Origin of the sequence: Sphingobacterium faecium (genome assembly GCF_003054045.1) — a bacterium.
Lineage (GTDB): Bacteria > Bacteroidota > Bacteroidia > Sphingobacteriales > Sphingobacteriaceae > Sphingobacterium > Sphingobacterium faecium.
The window spans coordinates 284683-304773 of sequence record NZ_QBKH01000005.1; the positions used below are offsets into that span (position 1 = coordinate 284683).

Consider the following 20091-nt stretch of genomic DNA (forward strand, 5'->3'; position numbering starts at 1 on the left):
TCATAAACAAACACATAAACATATTTATCATGAAAACTAAAACAATCTTCGACATCAATAGCAAAACAATCTCCAATGGTTTTAAAAAAGCATTTGATTGTTTACAATCTTCTAAACTTAAAGTTTCCGCTAGTGATGGGAAAGTATACTTGCAGATTTCACTTCTATGGGCTATCGTTATTGGTATCATATTTCCTTTAGCCCTAATTGTATTGGTTGTACTAACATTATTTTCAAATCTTACTATTGCTATTCAACAAGATATCAAACAAAGTAATAATAACCATAAAATTATTGAGTTGAAATAATTAGGATTAATGTCAACAAAGAACAACAAACTTTCATCAAATCTGATATGAAAATTGGCTTATAATACTGAAAAAAAAATAAAGCTAATGGTTAGATTAGCTTTATTTTTATTACGATAGAAATAGAATTTACTACTTTCCTACGCTGAGGAAAACAACAAATTAGTTTTATAGATTGGGGTTGTTGTTTAATTCATTCAATGGTATTGGAAATAAAAAATATTTGCTATTGGGAGCCAAACTTGTTCCATCAGGAAATTTAAGAATGTAATGTCCCATTACAGCTACTGTTTTGCCGGCATCATCCACAAAAGTTTGATTTGTTTCACGCCGTACTGGTGCAGTCTGCGTTCTCAAGATATCATATAACCGGAAACCTTCTCCCCATAATTCTTTCCGTCTTTCCAATAAGACCTCCTGCACAGTTTTCGATTTATCAAAGTTGGTAACATCAAGATTTTTTAAGGCACGTTTTGCCCTTAATTCATTCAAGAGATCAATTGCACCTTTTACATCATCTAATCGAGCTCTACTCTCTGCTTCAATAAGTAATTGTTCAGAAGACCGCATTAAGACAATATGTCCATCGCGGTTAGGGTGCTTATTTCTAAATTTACGGTATCGATATGATCTATAAATTGCCTCGGCGGGCTGCTTCGCAATATCAAATAACGATTTCCGTACATCTCCTTCGGTAAATAAGCCGATAAAGTTGGGATCGGGAATGATACTGTTATAACCAAAGTATAAATTGACACCTTTAGCATCCGTGGCATAAGGAGTGGTTTCGATATAGGCTAAAAAAGAAGCTCCCCCTAGATTTTGTGTTGCTGTCTGTGGATGCCCCCATATCCACTCTGTATTGCTGACATCATTAAATCCTTCTTTATATTGATCTGCTGTCATAATAGGATAACCCACACGTGCTTTTGCCGCATAATCACGTGCTTGCTCCCAGCTTTCCTGTGTTAAATAGGTCCTTGCTAAAAGTCCATAGACAACATTAAGATCAAACCTATTCTTGACCTTACGTTTAAAACCGGCCAACAGCTTTTCTGCCTCTTTTAAGTCGGATATAATTTGATCATATACCTGTTTTACCGTAGCAAGGGGTTTTGGTACTGTGGTTGGTGTTGTGGGATCCGTATAAATCGGAATTGCTTTAGCATTAGGATCTTTGGAATAGGTAAACTGATATTGACGAACAAGATTAAGATAGTTTAAACCTCTCAAGGCGTACGCCTGTCCCTTGAGATGTTTTAAACTTTCTTTGCTGCTGTCATCAATGTTCAGATTAGCGATAAGATTGTTAGCGTGATCGATTGATTTATACTGTAAAGTCCAAAAGAATAGGGCTCTACGGGTAGTATGATCAAATGGATCTTTGTACGGATAAGAATCTCTGAAACCATAACGACCATCACGTGCTATAGCATCCTCTCCCATCACTTCATGTGTCAAAAATATAGTCGGAAGGCCAGGATTATCCTGAGAAGTGCTATTCTCCATTAAAAAACGAATAGATCCGTTTATAAAGGCATCAATATTATTTTCGGAGGAAAATACCTCTGGAGTGGTAATCTGCGTCGCAGGCGCTGTATCAAAAAAGCTCTCGCTACAAGATGAAAGTACCAATATGGGTAATATGATCGTGATATATTTAAATTTAAATTTCATGATAAATCAGATTTATAGATTAGAAAGAAACATTAAGAACTAGAGCATATGATTTTTGTGCAGGATAACGATAATAGGTAACACCACTCACCGTTTGTTCTGGATCTAACCCCTTTGTTCCATAGAAAGTCAACAAGTTTTCTCCTACAAATCTTATGCGAACATCCGAAAGCGACCATTTTGATACAAGCGTACGTGGAATAGTATAGCTCAAACTTAAATTTTTCAATCTTCCATAACTTGCACTACGAAGGAATCGGGTCGATGGTATACTGTTCCAAGAGTCAGTTACATACGATAATCTTGGAAAATCGGTGTCCGTATTTTCTGGTGTCCATCGATTAAGGGCTTCTTTAGACCAGCTACGTCCAGGTGCAGAACCAACATGCATAATCATCGGTTGATCGCCATCAAAAATTTTACCGCCGAGACTGTAGGATAGCAAAAATGAGAAGTCAATACCTTTGTAATTAAAACTATTGCTAATTCCTCCGTAAAGATCTGGCAACGAGCTACCTTCAAAATAGAAGGAAGCTTCATTTTGATTTGTAGTTGTTGTACGACCAGTCACATTTCCCTCTGCATCTTTAACATCTTTATACCAGCTTGCTTTACCGCTTTCTGGGTCTACGCCTGCCCATTCTTTAATATAAAAATCATAGATGGAACCTCCTTCAATCATTTTCTTCGTATTGCCATACTGTCCAATTGCCCCTGTTAGGATTTCCTTCTGTGGTAACTTGGTAATTTTATTTTTATAATGACCAAAGTTTGCTGTGATTGACCATCTAAAATCTTTATTACGAATAGGCACACCTGTAATCTGCCCATCTATTCCTCGATTACGGAGTGAACCAATATTAGCATCGATACCACTGTAGCCAGTAGATGGTGAAAGTGGCTTTTGAAAAAGTAGATCTTTTGATTGCCTGTCATAGACATCAATCTGTGCAATCAGTCGATTATTAAACACGGCTATATCAGCTCCAATATTGAGATTAAGGTTAGTCTCCCATTTTAGATCTGGTGTAGGTAGATCGGATGGTAGCAGTCCGAGATTGTCCAAACTATTGTAGATGGAATAAAATCCGCCATAAGCATAATTGCCAACACGATCATTTCCCTGGGCACCATAACTGGCGCGCAAATTAAGATTATTGATGCTGGACACTTCTTTCAAGAAGGTCTCTTTTTTAATATTCCAGGCTGCTCCTACCGACCAAAAATTGCCCCAACGTGATTGCTTGCTGAATCTTGATGATCCATCTCGACGGTAACTGCTGGAAAAGTGGTAGCGATCAAGGTAATCATAGTTTACTTGTCCCAACCAACTCGCCAATTTATAATCGGAAGAGGTTCCGTTAAACACCCCACTTAGCGTTCCGGCCGATGGTTCTGTCTTACCCAAGACCTGAAAACCCGTACGGCTGCCAGACAAAGAAGATGCACCTTCCACATACACTTCTGGCCCTACCAATGCGCTAATGTGATGTTTGTTACCAAAAGTGGCCACATAGTTTAGAAAACTATTGATCGTATAGTTTAGCGTACGACTTGAACTGCGGCTCGCCGACCCAGCCCCATCTGTTAAAACTCCAGTACTGTAATAGGAGTGCGAATAGGAATGTGAACTACTGTTTCTATAGTCGACATTGGCTGTGGTCTTTAGAAATAAATAATCCGTGAATGCTAATTTTAGATTTGTTCCTAACAAAACAGACTCATTGTTGCTTCCAGAAATAGCATTTTCGGCACTCCCTAAAATATTTGATCCGCTGGCTGCTGTTGTGGGACGCCATAATCCATAATCCCAAATTTTATTACCTTGCTCGTCCAGAATATAAGTGCCATCAGCATTCCGTTGATAAACTGGATATAAATCTGATACTAAGCGTTGGAAATTGGCAAAGTTGCCTGTATTGCTATCACTCTGAGTCGGCGCACGCTGAAATCCAGAAGACAAGGCGACATTTCCACCGACTTCAAACCAGCTATTCACTTTTGACTGTATATTTGTACGAAAATTATACCGTTTGAAATCTGCCGTACGAATCCAGCCCTGCTCATTTAAGTAGCCAGCTGATAGATAATAACGTGTACTTGTCCCTCCACCACTCAGATTAAGATCGTATTGCTGCCTTATGCCCTGACGAGCAATCGCCTTTCCCCAGTTGTCATTCCAAAGTGGTGTAGCTCCTGAGACAAGTTTTCCATCGAGACCGACAGGTTTTGGAAAAGATGGGCCAAAAATATTGACTTTAAATGCACCGTCAATTAGATAATCTGTGGCATATTGTGCTGCATCTGTAGCCGATTTTCCTTGATCAAGTTGCGTGTTACGGATTGCTTCCCATTGCAATTCATAATATTCCTGTTGTGAGAGGTATTCGTAATCTTTTACAGCTCTACCGGTAAAGCCATAATTTGCAGAAAAATTGACTGCTGTTCTGCTGTTTAATTCGCCTGATTTGGTTGTAATTACAATAACACCATTGGCTCCCCTTGATCCGTAAAGTGCGCTAGCTGTTGCGTCTTTTAAGACAGAAATGGATAGGATATCTTTTGGGTTAAGGTTATTAGGATTAGCTCCAGGAATACCGTCTACTACATATAATGGTGCTGTTGAGGCATTCACCGAACCGACTCCACGAACAAACAATTCTGCATCACTACCAGGTTGTCCGGAAGCGGCGATAGATTGTAGTCCGGGCACGGTACCTTGTAGTGCTTTTCCGATTGTTGTAATCTGCAGATTGTCCAATTCTTTACCGCTTACTGTTGCTACGGAACCGGTATAACTTGATCTTTTAGTCGTCGTATAACCAACAACTACGGTCTCTTCAAGTGTATTTTCAATGGGCTCAAGTTTAATGACCACAGGAGAATGATCTATAACCAAAGTCTTACTTGTATATCCAACAAAAGAAATCGTGACAGTGAAGGGTAACTTTTGTCCGGTTACAAATTGAAATTTTCCCAACCTATCTGTGGTCACTTGATGAGTTACATCCTTTAAACTTAGAGTGGCTCCAGAAAGTGGTTTTTCAGTGGTAGCATCTTCTACTACTCCACTGAGAACAGCATTTATGATTGATTTTGTTTGTTCCTGTGCATAGGCCGGTACAATAGAGCCGCTCCCAGATAACAAAAGAAGCAAATGAAATAGGGTTGATTTTCTCATTATTTTTAATATTTTTTAATCAATACATTACTCTCCATATAATTCCTTCAATTTTTGCTGCAAAGCTTCTCCTCGAATGTTTCGGGCCACGATAACACCATTTTCATCAATAAGAAAATTGCTTGGAATAAAGCGCACTCCGTACAGTGCTGTAGCTTCGCTGTCCCAATATGCAAGATCAGATACCTGTGTCCAATTCAGACCATCATCTTTGATCGCTTTCAACCAGTCTTCTTTTTTCTTATCAAGTGAAACCCCAAATATTTGAAATCCTTTATCTTTATACTTTTGAAATGCGGCTACGATATTGGGGTTCTCTCGGCGACAAGGTCCACACCAAGCAGCCCAGAAATCTAAAAAGACATATCCCTTACCTAAATGCTCACTAAAGCGAACTTTGTTTCCTTCCGAATCAGTAGAAACAAAATCTAATGCTTTATTACCAGGTAGAACCGCACGTTGCTTTACAATTAAATCTTTTAAGATGCGAACATATTGCGTTTGCTGTAAAGAAACATCCAATAAATTAATATGCTCCTCGATCTCATCGGGGGATAAATTGTAAGAATAATTGCGAAACAGAGCATATGCTGCAACGATTGATTTTGGATCGGCCTCAATAAATTGTTTTGCTGTAAGTCCACGCTGTTCTTTACTTGATTTTTCAAAATAAGCTTGTGCTCTTGATCCTTTGATTACGGCACGATCACCTTTCTCTGCAGATTGAATAATAACTTCTATCGGAGTATCCTCTAAGAAAAGCTGTATAGGATAGCTTTCTTCATTAAACTTCAATGCGTATAGTTCTGGAAGTTCAACTTTTGTTGTGAAACTAAATCTTCCATTCTTTATCAGAGTTGAATCAATTGTCTTAAAGAGTTTATTGTCGTATCGCTGAATATATATTTTACCTTCTTTAAGGCTATTTACTTTTCCTGTTAAACGCAATGATGTTATTTTTTGTGCCGATGCCTGTCCTACAAGAAGTAGCATCAACACGACAAGTAATGTGTGTTTGTTTTTCATGTTTTTATTTATTTATAAGTTGTTTTATTATCTTCTTACTCCTGATTGAAGCATCTGTCCGAGGAGCACTGCATTAAAGAAACTTCGGGCGTTGCCAAAAGAAATACCTCTGAACAACGGATCATCAACGAAGTATACAATACGTCCATTTCCACTATTTTCTACAATAATACTAGCTGTCCCTTCAAGTTTCTTTTGATTGTCAATCGAAGCATATCCATTTAATAAGGGTGATTTACTATAAACAGAAACATTGTTGTAAGGCTGATCACCTAATTCTATAAAGATGTTATGACTTCTATAAACAGCTTTATTTTTTTGCGTATAACCATAACCAATAGGATGTGTAAGATCGATTTCTGTATTAAAATAGGTACCACCTATACGTTTCGTTCCTTCTCTTGACTGTGCGGAAGCATATTCGAAGCGCTCTTTCGCTTTTTTGAGTTTATTATCTTTTTCTTCAACACGTTCATCGAGAAATTTGAAGTTTGCAATTTTCTGATTGGCAAGCCACTGTCCTGCACGCCCTAGTGCAATTAATGTCCCTCCATTTCTCACCCAATTCTGAATGCGCTCTACTGCCGAAACATGTAATGCCGAATACTCCCCACTGACCAATACGAGTACTTGATATTCTTCTAAATTCACACGATTAAACTGTTCGATATTCAGCCGCAAGATGGGTTGTTCTAATTGGCGCTCAAATGCATACCATACTTCACCTGCTTCGTAGGCACTTAGACCATTTCCAGTTAAAAGCAATGTGTTTTGGGATCGAAGAGCTTTAAATGCGCTACTTCCAAAATCAATTCCTTTTGCACTATAGCCCGTTGAAGATGCTGTAATATTCAGATTCCCTCTTTTGTTTAGATCTTGTAGCAACGCAAATAATTCATCAGCAGAAATCGTCTGACCATTGACTGGAATCAATAAACTACCATAATCAAAAGTAAATGCTTGACCTTGATTAACGACCTCAAATGGACTAGTGGAAGATTTTACGAGGATATTCTGTTGCAACAATTGAGATAACAACCAAGGTGCTCCGTCTTGTCGCCAATCAACGAGGTAAGCATAATTACTCTTTATCAATGTGGATGCAGATATGGTTGGGTCAACAGTATGATCAGTCTCTTTTTTGTCCAGTTCTTGTTTTACTCCTGCATAAGGAAAACCATAGAGATAAGCAATAGAGTTACCAGAACCATCATAGAAAACACTGTCCACATACACTTTGGTTTCATCGAATATAACCTTGACGAGACGGTAGTTTGCCTGAGCAGTAGGAATAAGAATAGACGATCCTTTTTCGAAATCTTTTCCATCCACCTTTATGTCTCTTTTATTATCAATAAATTGGATTTGATGTTGCGTTAGCAACTCTTTGAAATGATTTCCTGTACGATTGTTGTATTTCAGATCTACGATGTAGGCTTTGATCGGGTCTTTTGAGGCTAATTCAAACGCTGATCGGAAGAAGTTAAATTGATTTTCTTGAAGCTCAACGCGATGGTCTATTGCGGCATTAATACTTGCCAAGGCTATTCTAAAGTGGTTGCGAATAGCAAAAGGATACGTTAAATCACCATTATTTGTTACCTGAAAGAGTCCACGTGGACTTGCTTGCTCAAATAAGATTCCTAGGCTTCCGACATGATCGGGATAAGTGGATCCATATGTGGGATTGATATTATCAAACTGTTCTTTGGTGAAATAAAATGAACCTATTTCATCCAGTGTCTGTGCATAGTAGTTTGCAAATTTGTAATTAAGCGCGTAAGTTGATTTGGGTACAAGAGGTGACTCTTGGGCATCTGATTTTGTAGGTTCAAAAAAGAAAGAGGAAGATGCACCCATTTCGTGGAAATCACCTTGAAAATGAGGTAACCAATGTTGAAAATAATGTACACGCGCCTTACTCTCTGGATGCACTTGATTGATCCAATCACGATTGAGATCAAACCAATAGTGATTTGTTCGCCCACCAGGCCATACTTCATTATGTTCTCGATCCAAGGGATTACCATTGGGCGGAAATGATGTATTGGCATTGACCCAGTTTACATAACGATCGTAACCATCTGGATTACGAACCGGATCTATAAAGAATATCGCTTTGGAAAGCTGATCTAAAACTTTCGGATCCTCTGATGCTGCCAAATAATAGGCTGTCAAAATAGAAGCTTCGGCAGCCGATGTTTCATTACCGTGTACGCTAAAGCCTAAAAATATTAATCCTGTTTGTTGCTTATTATTAACTGGTAAATTATCTTTTGCCAGCTTAACGTTTTTGATGTGCTGATCTCGTATTTGTTCACTATTACGAATGTTTTCTGGAGAAGATACTTTTAAAACGATCAAAGGTCGTCCCTCCCAGGTATAACCAATAGTATCAACTTTGACACGATCTGATATTCGCTCAAGGAGTCTAAAGTAATCAAGCAACTGGTCGTAACGTGTATGGCTATGGCCTATTTGCCGATTAAAAAATTGACTTGGTGCAGGAATGTCTGCTGAAAAACGGCTCTGTGATAGAAAATAATAATCTTTTTCTAAGTTTAAGGAGGCGGCACCTTTTTGAAGTAATTTGGGTGTTGTGGTTACTTGAGCATAGGAAAAAAGATTGCCACTGCTAAGAAAAAAAAGCAAAAGTAGGCCCTGTAAAAATACGCTGTATTTTTTCATGTAGATAGATTTGTTTAAATAGGTAAATACTTACAAGTACAAATGTTGCACTTGTTCCATAGTGGACATCAAGAAAAAACTTTCTCTTTTTGTTGATTTAGGATAGAAGAAAATATTTAAGCGCACTAGCGCATTCGATGTGGAATAATGGGTAATCGAATGTTTTTAACTTCATGAATGGAGGCAAATGTTAAATGTTGTTGTTTCATTAGAACTTAGTTTTTGTTAGGTAGTTTCGTCGCCAACGCCAATTGATAAACGATTTGGTTACAAATATAATATATGTTTGCAATAAATACTACCTAAATGGTAGTCTTTTTTATTTTTTTATTTTGATCGAACTAGTTTGTGCTTAAAAATTGATTCTATATCGCATACTATCCATTACACAAACACCTATTAAAAACTCATAATCAACCTATTAACTTATCATCTTCAAGGATGTTTATACTTTATTTTTTCAGTACCTATCATGTCTGAAAAAATAACATGTTTTAAATTCAATTCTGCCTGTTCTAGTGAATCAAGCATTTAAGGATCATCATTTCTTAATTTGTTTTAAATAATATGAATTGGATGTGGAGATAAATGAGGTGATCGCGATCTATTATGATGAACAATATGGCTTTGATTCAATCCATTCAAATGCGATTAGAATCATAGTATTTTTCTATTTATAGCTGTGGTGTTCTTCCTATTTGAATGGTGTATCCTTAACTTAAATCAAAGCGTTTAAGATAAAAAAAGCATGCTGCACCTACGCATTTTTACACTACTTTTTAGTATGCTATTCTTCTGTCGTTTTTAAAATAGATAAGATAATAAAGAATAGGCCTATATTATCAAATAAACAATGGAAAATAATCTTAAACTGATTAGATCAGCTTAATCTTCTATCCAACTTCGGAAAGCTGCTGTCATAGTTTGGCTGGTTTTAAGATATTCTTGATGTCCTTGTAGTTTTACCGCTAATGAATTTTTGTTGTAGCGTTCTATTTTTTCTACATATTTTTTGCAGATAAGTTCGCTGCGGTTAATCCTAAAAAAATCTGAAGGATCCAGCTGTTCCTCGATTTCTTTTAAAGTCGACTCACTTAATACATGTTTTTTACCTAAGATATCATAAGCAAATAAAACGCCATCGCAGGCTTCAAAAAAGGTAATTTTTACAGTGTCCAAAAAATAAATTCCCTGATGAAGACGTATGGTAAATCTTTTTTTATAGGCTTTTGTTAAAAAGTTTTGCTCCATTAACTTTGCAATTCTTTCTATCATCACATCTTCGGTATTTCGTAATAACAAGAATTTATCCCAAGCTTTTTGAAAGCGTTCTTTCGAAAATGGTTTTAACAAATATGCGATACCGTTAGTGTCAAATGCATCCATCCAGAACTGATCATAAGCTGTAGTAAAAATAATGGGGCAATTGAGATGAACCTCACGATAGATGTCAAATGCATTACCATCCAACAGTTCTATATCCGAGAATATCAAATCCACAGTATTGTTTTTTAAGAAGGAAATGGCTGTACCTACTGTATCAATTTCTGCTAATACTTGGTTGGGGGTACTCAGTTCTTCTAGCAACCTTTTTATCTTTTTTCTTGCAGGAATTTCATCTTCTATAATAAGTACTTTTATCATCTTATAGTGTATATATCACGGGTATAAAAATAGAAAAATTGCCGTCCTTTTTTTTGATCTCAATCGGTTTATTGGTCAATAATTTATATTGTTCTTTCAGGTTATTCAATGCTCTTCCCGATCTTGATTTCATATTTTGTTTCGGAATTAACGTATTGGATACGGAGCATATTGTAGTGATTTCTATGGTGATGAATACTGGTTTTTCCTCTGTTCCTATATTATGCTGAACGGCATTTTCAATGAGTAATTGCAATGTGAGTGGTAAGATATAGCCAGCGCCAGATGCTGTCTGTATTTTCAGTTGATAAGCATTGCCATATTTATGCTGTATTAATTTGAAATATTGCTCTGCAAAGATTAATTCTTCATGAATGGTCACGATTTTTCTATCTGAGGCATGTAAAACATAGCGATAAATTTCAGCAAACTCATTCAAAAATGATGATGCTTTTTGTTGGTCCTCTTCGATAAACTGATCAAGTACATTTAAATTATTAAACAGAAAATGCGGATTAAGCTGCGCCTTAAGTTGGCTTATTCTACTTTCTAGCAGTGCCTGATGATAAATGGATAATTCCTGTTGATGATTTTTATTTTTACTATAATAATAATATGCTAGAAAAAAACTACCAAAAATTATTCCGTCCATAAAATCTGAAAATGTAGAAATAGCTAATGTCTTGCTATTGAAATTTCGTTGTACAGTATCAAATAATAAGGCAATCACATAACCTAGTGCTTTTATCAATAATACATAACTTAGTAAAGATGCACTGAAGATTTTGATGACCTCACTTAAGCTGAAGACAGATGATTTCTGCCAGTTTCTGATATAAAACTTGATGATTGAAAATAGTAAACTGGCGGCAACACATGTCATGATTGCAGCTTCGGGTGTAAAAATATAAACATTGATTTCACCTCTTATCCGGATCCTGGTTTGAATGGACTGTGCATAAGCAAATAATAAAACGAATGTTAGAAAATATTTATTTTTCTCTATTTTTATTAGAAAATCTCTCATGATATATTTGATTTCCCAATTTACAAAAATAGTCCTTTAAATCTATAGGACTATTTGAAAAGCATATGATACTATGGTGTTCTTTTCGGAAACGAATCGATCGTATTTCCTTTCTCATCTAAAAAGTCTAGCTTTGCTACATTATTTTTATCAACATAAAACATTGCTCTAGGCATACCTTTATCATCAAAGAGAAATAGTCCATTATTTTGTTCTCTAGATTTCCCAAGCATTAAGCGCGGGGCACCACCGATCAATCCCTCCATTTCATATAATTTATATTTTTCTTGCATCAGTTTAGGATCCTTTTTGCGGAGAGCTTCCAATTCTTTCATGATCTCCATCGTTTTGGCTTGCGATTCTTTTACTGGTCGATCATTGAATGACAAAGAACTACTCACAAATCTTTTATCTCCCTTCTGATAATCTTGCGTCAAAAGTTGCATCACTTGGTCACCATCAAATTGATCATATGTGAGCGATAAACCTGAACTATGCCCATTTTCTGATTTTTTTCCATCGTATATAAAACCTCCACACTCTATTCCATCCTCGTTGAAAAACAACATTCCGGAACGTTTTTTTCGATCTACATTAGTTGATTTTCCGTTTATTTTTTCTTGACCATTCGGGAATTTATCCACATTTGTGATGATCATTTTTATGGAACCATCTTTCTCTACAATGTTAATACGCTCCACGTCTATTTCATTAAATTTATGATTTCCATACTTTTTAAATGCCAAAGTGGTCAATAAAGTCATACCGATTCCGCACGTTATTGCGAATGTTCTTAAAAAGGCTAGTCCTCTGTTCATCTGTTTTATTTTTTGGTATAACAAAACTAGGGCAAGATCATTTGATAACCTCATATAGAATAATAGAAGCAGGAATAAAGTGAATGAGTACAGGAAAATTTAAGTTTAATGCCCATATTCCGTCCTTTATTTAAATAAAAAGAGATGATCTGTTCCAACTTTTTACTTTTAATGGATCGTATTATTCTGAACTGGATTTCTCTGAATTTCTATGATAGGAATTACGTAAATGCTTAAGAAGATAAAGGTGAATAAGAGAAGGAATTAGGGATAATAAAGGGGAAGGTGGATACGCTGAAAAAACTGATGGCGAAACATGACTGTGAAGTGAATAAACTCACTAGCAGTTTCAGAATTACTTTTTCTTCCACTGTTAGTGAGTCTTTACTTAAAGCAACGACTAAGTCCCTATAAATTGTTTCTCAGATATTCTTGAAATTTATCTTGAAACTGCAGACCACTGCCTACTCTATATTTACTTAATTTGTTATGTAGGGTCAGTCCCCAAAGTATGAATTCGGTTAGAAAATAGGAATCTTCGGGTTTCGTTTGCGGCTGGTATTGCTGTATTAAAGTACGGATAGGTGTTACTTGGTCCAATACGCGCTCGTAATCTACATCATGGAGTTCATCGGACAATTCGATACCCTCCGATTCAGAGAACCAGCGAACAATGTCGTCATACGGATAGCGTTGGTTTTCCTTTTCAAACTTCTCAATTTTAGGAAATAAGCTAAGAAATAGACTTTTAACTGCACTTTCAATCAACTGCAGCGCAACGGTAGCAGCACCCTCTTGCTCTCCTTCATAGACGAGCTCAACTTTACCGGTTATAGCAGGCATAATACCCATAAAATCACTCAATCGTACTGCAGTGGCTCCTGCTCTGTTTTTGAGCATACGCAACTCGGCAGTGCTTAATAAGTTTTGAAATGCGGTAATGCTCATTCGTGCGCTGACACCACTTTTCTCGTCAACATATTCGCTATTTCGTGCTTCAAAACTAATCTGCTCAATCAATTCGCGAGCAAGTTCAGGAACATATATTTGTTCCTTTTGCGCAGCTTCCAAGTTAGCTTCTTGAGCAGTAATGGTCTTCGCTATCTCCACTGTTTCGGGGTAATGCGTCAATATCTGTGATCCTATTCTATCTTTTAGAGGCGTCACGATACTTCCTCTATTGGTGTAATCCTCCGGATTTGCGGTGAAGACAAACTGTACATCCAGCGGAAGGCGCAATTTAAATCCGCGGATCTGAACATCTCCTTCTTGCAATATATTGAAAAGCGCTACCTGGATCCTCGCCTGTAGATCGGGCAATTCATTAATAACAAATATCGAGCGGTTGGCTCGTGGGATCATGCCAAAATGAATCACGCGATCGTCTGCATAACTCAATCTCAAATTTGCTGCTTTGATCGGATCTACATCGCCAATCAAATCCGCTACCGTGACATCGGGTGTGGCCAGTTTCTCTGCAAAACGTTCACTTCTATGAAGCCAATCAATCGGTGTGTCATCGCCCTTTTCCTTCAATAGTTCAACCGCATAGCGTGATATTGGGCTAAAGGGATCATCATTGATCTCTGAACCTTGTACCATAGGTACATATTCATCCAACAGGTCAACCATAAGCCTAGCTAGTCGTGTCTTTGCTTGACCGCGGAGACCAAGTAAATTAATATTATGTTTGGATAGTATCGCTCTTTCAAGTTCTGGAATAACAGTGTCCTCGTATCCATATACTCCATTGAATACAGTTTCGCCTTTGCTTATCTTTGTAATCAGATTTTGACGCAGTTCTTCTTTTATTGTCTTTGGTTTGTATCCTGAAGCTTTCAGTGCGCCAAATGTGGTATTCTTCGTGTAATCCATATGTTCTTTTAATAAAGCGCAAATGTTGCGCAAAATGTATATTCTATTTTCGTTCAGGTAATTATTTATCGTATTCTTTTTCTGCGATTCTCTTCGTAATCCTCAAAAATCATTTCTCCGAGATCTCCAAGTCCTGTGTAGTAGGCCTTGCCCTGATTTGATGCTGTAAATTCGTCAACAAATTGCTGTAGATAGGGATCTGATGTGATCATAAAGGTTGTAATGGGTATCCCCAGCTTTCGTGCTTGTGCAGCCATGCTGTAGCACTTACTGGTAATAAAAGGATCCAAACCCATTGGATTTTTATAATAACTACCATCCGGCATGTTTAGGCAGCTCGGTTTTCCGTCTGTAATCATAAATATCTGCTTGTTTGCATGGCGCTTACGTCTGAGTATCTCCATCGCTAATTTCAATCCAGCGACCGTATTGGTATGAAATGGTCCCACTTGCAGGTATGGTAGATCTTTTATCGCTATAGGCCAAGCATCATTACCAAAGACAATGATGTCCAGTGAATCTTTAGGGTAACGTGTCAAGATGAGCTCTGATAGGGCCATCGCCACTTTTTTTGCGGGTGTGATCCGGTCTTCCCCATATAGAATCATACTATGACTGATATCGATCATCAACACTGTACTCATCTGTGACTTGAACTGCGTATCTTCAACAACAAGATCATTTTCTGATAAGGCGAACTCTCCTATGCCATGATTAATCTGGGCATTTTTCAAGCTCTCGGTCAAGGCTATTTTCTCTAGGCTGTCCCCATATTGATAACTTCTAAAGTCACCCATATTTTCGTCACTACGCCCTTGATGATTGGTTTTATGATTGCCTGATTTTCCTTTTCGCATTTTTCCAAAAATCTGGTCCAATGCATGCTGCCGTAGGGCTTTTTCCAACTTGGAGGTTATATCTACGCCACCGCCGCCACCTTGCTCCAATTTTTCTCTGATATATCCTTTATTCTTTAGATCTGCAATGAAATCGTCTATGGTATATTCTGGAGTGGTCAATTTAAACTCTTTGTCCAACTGCCGTAGCCAATCAATAGCTTCATCAAAATCACCGGAGGTATGGGTAATGAGTTCTTTGAAAATATCAAATAATTTGTCAAAAGGCGTTTGAAACGGCTCGTCATATTGCTTGAAGATAAAACCCCTATTTCGTGTAGTGTTTTTCATGGATTCATTTTATTTGCATGATGAAGCTATTCGCATATTGATATCGGAATAGCTTCTCAGGATGAATTTACGAAATAATAATCCTTATAAAGAATCATCGGGTCTTTAATGATTTAAAGAAAATCTTTTGTAGAAAGAGGTATTGATCTCCTGTTTTTACTGTAGGGGTAAAATCCCCTGAAGGCATATTTACAAGACGAATATGTATTTTATGCTAGAAGAAGGAAGTCAACGTAGCGATCAATGCCAAGTTATCTTTTGATATTGAAGTGTGAGCTGATTATTGGGATAAAAAATAGATAAAGGATTGGCAAATAGGCTATTTGAAAGTAAACATTTTTCGAAATGTTTACTAAAGGAATCCAGTAAGTAGAATAGCTGAAAATTAGGTCTGTCAACATTTATGAATTACTAAAGCTGTGAAAAAGCTTAGGTTTTAGATGCACTTCATCAATCAAGTGTTCTTAGTGTTAGGAACTAAGTATAAAAAGCTACATTTTCCTCTTTAGCTTAATTTTTATTAAATTGCTCTTATTCAGTTTTTTTTAATATGGGACCCATGTGGACTTTTACAGTGAAAAATAAAATTAGGGCTGCGATGTTGTTTTTCTCTGTCCTTTGTTTGGTGATGTTGACCAATATTCAAGAACAACACTTGGTCAAAAGAATTAACGAATCAGTGACGTCTTTATATTCGGACCGCTTGGTGGTGGGTGATTATATTCACAAACTTTCTAATCGTATGGAGAAATTGCTAATTTTATTATCTGCAGCTAATTTCTCACCTAAAGAGGTTCATTCGGAATTGAAAAAAATCGATCAACTGAATACTCTTTATGAAAAAACAGTGCTGACAGATAAAGAAAATATTAATTTTAATAAATTTAAAATCTATATTCAACAAATAACACAAAATGTTAATGCCACCGATCATGCTCAAGCAATTGTAATCAGTAAATATGCCCGCCAGACTTTGGAAACCTTATCTTCGATTCAAGTGGAGGAAGGAAAAGTGAAGTTAGATGAAGTATTGAGCATGACGAGTACGAGTAGGTTAATGTCTTACATTGAAATCGTGATACTGATCGTTATCGCTGTATTAATTCAAATTTTGGTATTTTCTGCTAAAGTGGACATGGGTGCGAAAGTTCCAAAAGATCATAATTTAAACTAATCGAAAGCCCAAAGTCATTCCCCAGACCTCGTGGATTTTAAATAGATCCAATTTCGAGATTTCAATATAAACACATCATTTTCAACGACTTTTATAAACAAAACTAATTCTTATTTTACGTTCAGATTTAGCAACCCTCAGATCTTCGATTTTTTGGACTGTGAACTGATATTTTGTTGTACTTAGTTTTTTCTAAATACTAAGTAAAAACGTATGTTTCTATTTTATTCCTATGAAAATTATTATGTATGTTTGTTTAACGATATTATTCAAACCTAAACCAAATATGAACTTCTATTTTTCAGCTCTTTTTTTTGTAAGTAGCTTAGCTCTTTCATTTTCTTCATTTGCTCAGTCAAAAAGTCTTTTCAATGGCAAGGACTTGACAGGCTGGCATATCGATGTTCCAGAAATGGATAAAAATAAGACTATAAAAAGTCCTTTTCTTGTTAGAGATGGCATGTTGGTCAGCATGGGTACACCAAATGGTCATATTATAACTGATAAGTCGTATAAAAACTATAGTCTTGATGTCGAATACCGATTTGCAGGAAAACCAGGAAACTGTGGTGTACTGGTACATGCCTCTACCCCACGTGCACTTTATGGAATGTTTCCCAAATCTGTTGAAGTACAGATGATGCATGAAAATGCAGGAGACTTTTGGTGTATTGTAGAGGATATTAAAGTTCCAAACATGGTTGAGCGTCGTGGTGACAAAGCTGAATGGGGCATTACAGAAGGTAAAAATCGTAGAATTAAGAATCTTACCGATCATTCGGAAAAACCACTTGGTGAATGGAATAGGATGAGGATTGAATGTTTAGACCGGAAGATCAAAGTATGGGTGAATGGCGACCTTGTAAATGAAGGTTACGACTGTACCGCAAACAGTGGACAGATTGCACTCCAAGCTGAAGGTGCTGAGGTAGAATTCCGAAAGGTTTTACTAACTCCAATAACGCATCTTTCTAAATAAATGATAATAGCAACAGATTATTGTTCCGTTTTTTACCGTACTCATACGTTACTATACAAGACCACCATTTTCAATAGCTAATAAACCACAATAAAGGTAAAAAAGGCAAAGCCATTCTTAATAGAATGGCTTTATGGGTTATAGATAATCCTACTTGATTTATTTCAGTTTTTCGATTTAATTAGTTGTGAACTTGTTGACTTAACAAAGGTCTTCCCCTCAAAGTAACAAGGTATTTCTATAGATGTAGAACGTTTATTATGAATTGTTTCAATGATTAATTAATACCTATCTAAATCTAGTATGGTCTTGAAGATTTTAAACATTAAATTTTGTGCATAAATATTCATGCTGATACACATAATTGGGGGTTTTGAATAATACATATCTCCATATATATTCGCGTATATCATGATGCTTAATAAAAACCTCAAGCATGATAGTAAAAAAACCGTTTGGTCATCCCAAACGGTTTATTATTTGATATAAGCGATAACTTATTGATTTTTATATTATCGGCCAATAGTCCTTCGGGATTCTTAGAAGGATATCCGTAAAACAAATCAACTGCTCATAAAACAGTATAATGTACAATACTAGTCGATGTTTATCTTATAGATTGCAGCTGCTTCTGTATCGTCAAACAGATGAATTTGCTTCTCTAGCTTTTTCTTCATCATTTTCACGATAGGACTATAAGCAGGATCATGATAGACATTGTGAAGTTCTTGCGGGTCTTTTTGTAAATCAAACAGTTCCCAGGTTTCCATACGTTTATAATATCGGATTAATTTGTAACGGTCATCACGTACTCCAAAATGTGGGCTGACAGCATGTTCTCCGTTTTCAAAGTAATGATAGAAAAGATCTTTCCGATGTTCTGTTGCAGGATTTTTGAGCACATGTACAAAAGACTCGCCTTGCATGTCCTTCGGTTTTTTAACTGATGCAAGTTCCAAAAGAGTCGGCGCAATATCGGCATTGACCACTTTGGCATTGATTTGAGTATGTGGTTTTATTAATGCTGGATAACGCATGACCATCGGTGTGCGGAAGGATTCTTCATACATCCAACGTTTATCAAACCAACCATGTTCGCCCATATAAAAACCTTGATCCGACAGATAGATAACGATGGTATTTTCCGTAAGCTGCTTACTCTCTATATAGTCCAATACTTTTCCGATGTTGCGGTCCATGGATTGTGCTGTATTGAGGTAATCGGTCATATAGCGTTTAAACTTCCACGCGGCTAAAGCTTTTCCGGTCAACTTGGATTGCTTAAGTTCTTCATAGATCGGTCTGTAATAATTGATGTATTTTTCTTGCTGCGCTGGTGTCATGCGTTTGAAATTACCATCCTGCATCATCGCTTCAGCAGATTCGAACATCTTGAGATCGTAGCCCATGCGCATATCCTTATCAATAGACATCTCCTGAAGCTTGGCTGGTTTACGGCTTTCGTAATCGTCGTAAAAGGTTTCCGGCAATTTAAAATTGACGCTGTCGTAAGCGCCAAAATCTGCAGGATCTGGCATCCATGTACGATGGGTAGCCTTATGACCGATAACTAAGCAAAAAGGTTGTTCTTGATTTACGGTATCGAGCCAGCTTAGTGCTTTTTCGGTTACGATGTCTGAAACATAGCCTTCGCTTCGTTTACGTCCTTGTTTGCTGATAAAATCTGGATTGAAATATGTGCCTTGATCGACTAGGATGTCAAAATAATTGAATCCTTGTAATTTGTCACCTAAATGGATTTTACCGACCCAGGCGGTATTGTACCCCACCTGCTGGAGCTGTTTGACAAATAGATCTTGACTGAAGTCGAATTCAGAAGTTTCATTGTCTTTGAAGCCATTTTTGTGGCTGTATTTTCCAGTCAATAAAGTGGCCCTACTGGGGCCACATATTGAATTGTTGACAAATGAATTTTTAAAAATAGCTCCCTCATTGGCGATACGATCTATCTGGGGTGTTTTTCCATATTTTGAACCATATGCTCCTATGGTTTGATAAGCATGGTCATCGGAAATGATAATCACGACGTTGGGCCTTTTTTGTCCGTAAACATGTCTTCCTGTAGTCATAGCAAGTGCTAGGAGCACAATAAATCTTAATCTCATGATCCCTTTTGTTTAAAATTGATAGTTACTTCTTCTTTTGAAGTAGAGTTTATTTTGACCGATCCTGATCGCTCTTGACCTGAATCATTGGCCTTAATCGTCAGTTTCTGTGTGACATTTCCAGAGCCGTATTTGCGTTCGACACTATACCATTGTACATTTGCGGGTAAAGTAACCCACCAGCCATTGGTATTGCCTTCAATACTGATGCTATAGGTGCCTGCTGCTTTTTCTATTTCACCGGGTACGGTACTGGTCACTTGAAATGGACCAGCGACAGGTTTAGCCGGAAGGTCTTCTTTTTTGCAGGCAATTAGCGAAAAGATTAGGAGTATAAGAAAACTGAGGTTTCCTTTTTTATAAATTAATGTCTTCATGATA

The 20091-nt window shown here is 36.9% G+C and carries 14 protein-coding genes; 3 read left to right on the top strand and 11 right to left on the bottom strand.

The window, feature by feature from the left end; translation table 11 throughout:
- Positions 1–29 precede the first annotated feature (29 nt).
- Positions 30–308 (top strand): DUF4342 domain-containing protein, encoded by a 279-nt coding sequence (locus C8N37_RS15395; protein WP_108159723.1) that lies wholly within the window; start codon positions 30–32, stop codon positions 306–308.
- Positions 309–476: 168 nt separating this feature from the next.
- On the opposite strand, the gene C8N37_RS15400 is transcribed toward C8N37_RS15395, so the two are convergent.
- The 9 genes from C8N37_RS15400 to C8N37_RS15440 all read right to left on the bottom strand — a co-directional run bounded on the left by C8N37_RS15400 (position 477) and on the right by C8N37_RS15440 (position 15431).
- Positions 477–1985, bottom strand: coding sequence for a RagB/SusD family nutrient uptake outer membrane protein (locus C8N37_RS15400; RefSeq protein WP_108159724.1), 1509 nt, complete (start codon positions 1983–1985; stop codon positions 477–479).
- Positions 1986–2004: 19 nt separating this feature from the next.
- Positions 2005–5166, bottom strand: a complete 3162-nt coding sequence (locus C8N37_RS15405; RefSeq protein WP_108159725.1) for a SusC/RagA family TonB-linked outer membrane protein — start codon at positions 5164–5166, stop codon at positions 2005–2007.
- A 27-nt stretch (positions 5167–5193) separates the two neighbouring features.
- Positions 5194–6192: a TlpA disulfide reductase family protein gene (locus C8N37_RS15410; RefSeq protein ID WP_108159726.1), complete on the bottom strand. Its 999-nt coding sequence runs from the start codon at positions 6190–6192 to the stop codon at positions 5194–5196.
- Positions 6193–6219: 27 nt separating this feature from the next.
- The gene (locus C8N37_RS15415; RefSeq protein ID WP_108159727.1) at positions 6220–8880 is read right to left on the bottom strand and encodes a M14 family metallopeptidase; all 2661 of its coding nucleotides are present in this window, start codon (positions 8878–8880) and stop codon (positions 6220–6222) included.
- A gap of 885 nt (positions 8881–9765) precedes the next feature.
- Positions 9766–10524: a LytR/AlgR family response regulator transcription factor gene (locus C8N37_RS15420; protein ID WP_108159728.1), complete on the bottom strand. Its 759-nt coding sequence runs from the start codon at positions 10522–10524 to the stop codon at positions 9766–9768.
- 1 nt (position 10525) lies between these two features.
- Positions 10526–11551, bottom strand: coding sequence for a sensor histidine kinase (locus tag C8N37_RS15425; protein ID WP_108159729.1), 1026 nt, complete (start codon positions 11549–11551; stop codon positions 10526–10528).
- Between the two features lie 71 nt (positions 11552–11622).
- A complete protein-coding gene (locus C8N37_RS15430; protein WP_108159730.1) occupies positions 11623–12369 on the bottom strand; it encodes a hypothetical protein in 747 nt (248 codons plus the stop codon).
- 408 nt (positions 12370–12777) lie between these two features.
- The gene (locus C8N37_RS15435) at positions 12778–14244 is read right to left on the bottom strand and encodes a MoxR family ATPase (RefSeq protein ID WP_108159731.1); all 1467 of its coding nucleotides are present in this window, start codon (positions 14242–14244) and stop codon (positions 12778–12780) included.
- Between the two features lie 65 nt (positions 14245–14309).
- Positions 14310–15431, bottom strand: coding sequence for a vWA domain-containing protein (locus C8N37_RS15440; protein ID WP_108159732.1), 1122 nt, complete (start codon positions 15429–15431; stop codon positions 14310–14312).
- Positions 15432–15990: 559 nt separating this feature from the next.
- On the opposite strand from C8N37_RS15440, the gene C8N37_RS15445 reads away from it, so the two are divergent.
- Complete coding sequence (locus C8N37_RS15445; RefSeq protein ID WP_146171084.1) at positions 15991–16605, top strand: MCP four helix bundle domain-containing protein; 615 nt, start codon at positions 15991–15993, stop codon at positions 16603–16605.
- Positions 16606–16891: 286 nt separating this feature from the next.
- On the top strand, positions 16892–17584 hold the full coding sequence (locus C8N37_RS15450; RefSeq protein ID WP_108159734.1) for a 3-keto-disaccharide hydrolase: 693 nt from the start codon (positions 16892–16894) through the stop codon (positions 17582–17584).
- Between the two features lie 596 nt (positions 17585–18180).
- Here the strand turns inward: C8N37_RS15450 and C8N37_RS15455 are convergent.
- On the bottom strand, positions 18181–19710 hold the full coding sequence (locus C8N37_RS15455) for a sulfatase family protein (RefSeq protein WP_108159735.1): 1530 nt from the start codon (positions 19708–19710) through the stop codon (positions 18181–18183).
- On the bottom strand, positions 19707–20087 hold the full coding sequence (locus C8N37_RS15460) for a BACON domain-containing protein (RefSeq protein WP_170114539.1): 381 nt from the start codon (positions 20085–20087) through the stop codon (positions 19707–19709). The genes C8N37_RS15455 and C8N37_RS15460 overlap by 4 nt, the downstream gene beginning before the upstream one ends.
- Positions 20088–20091 lie beyond the last annotated feature (4 nt).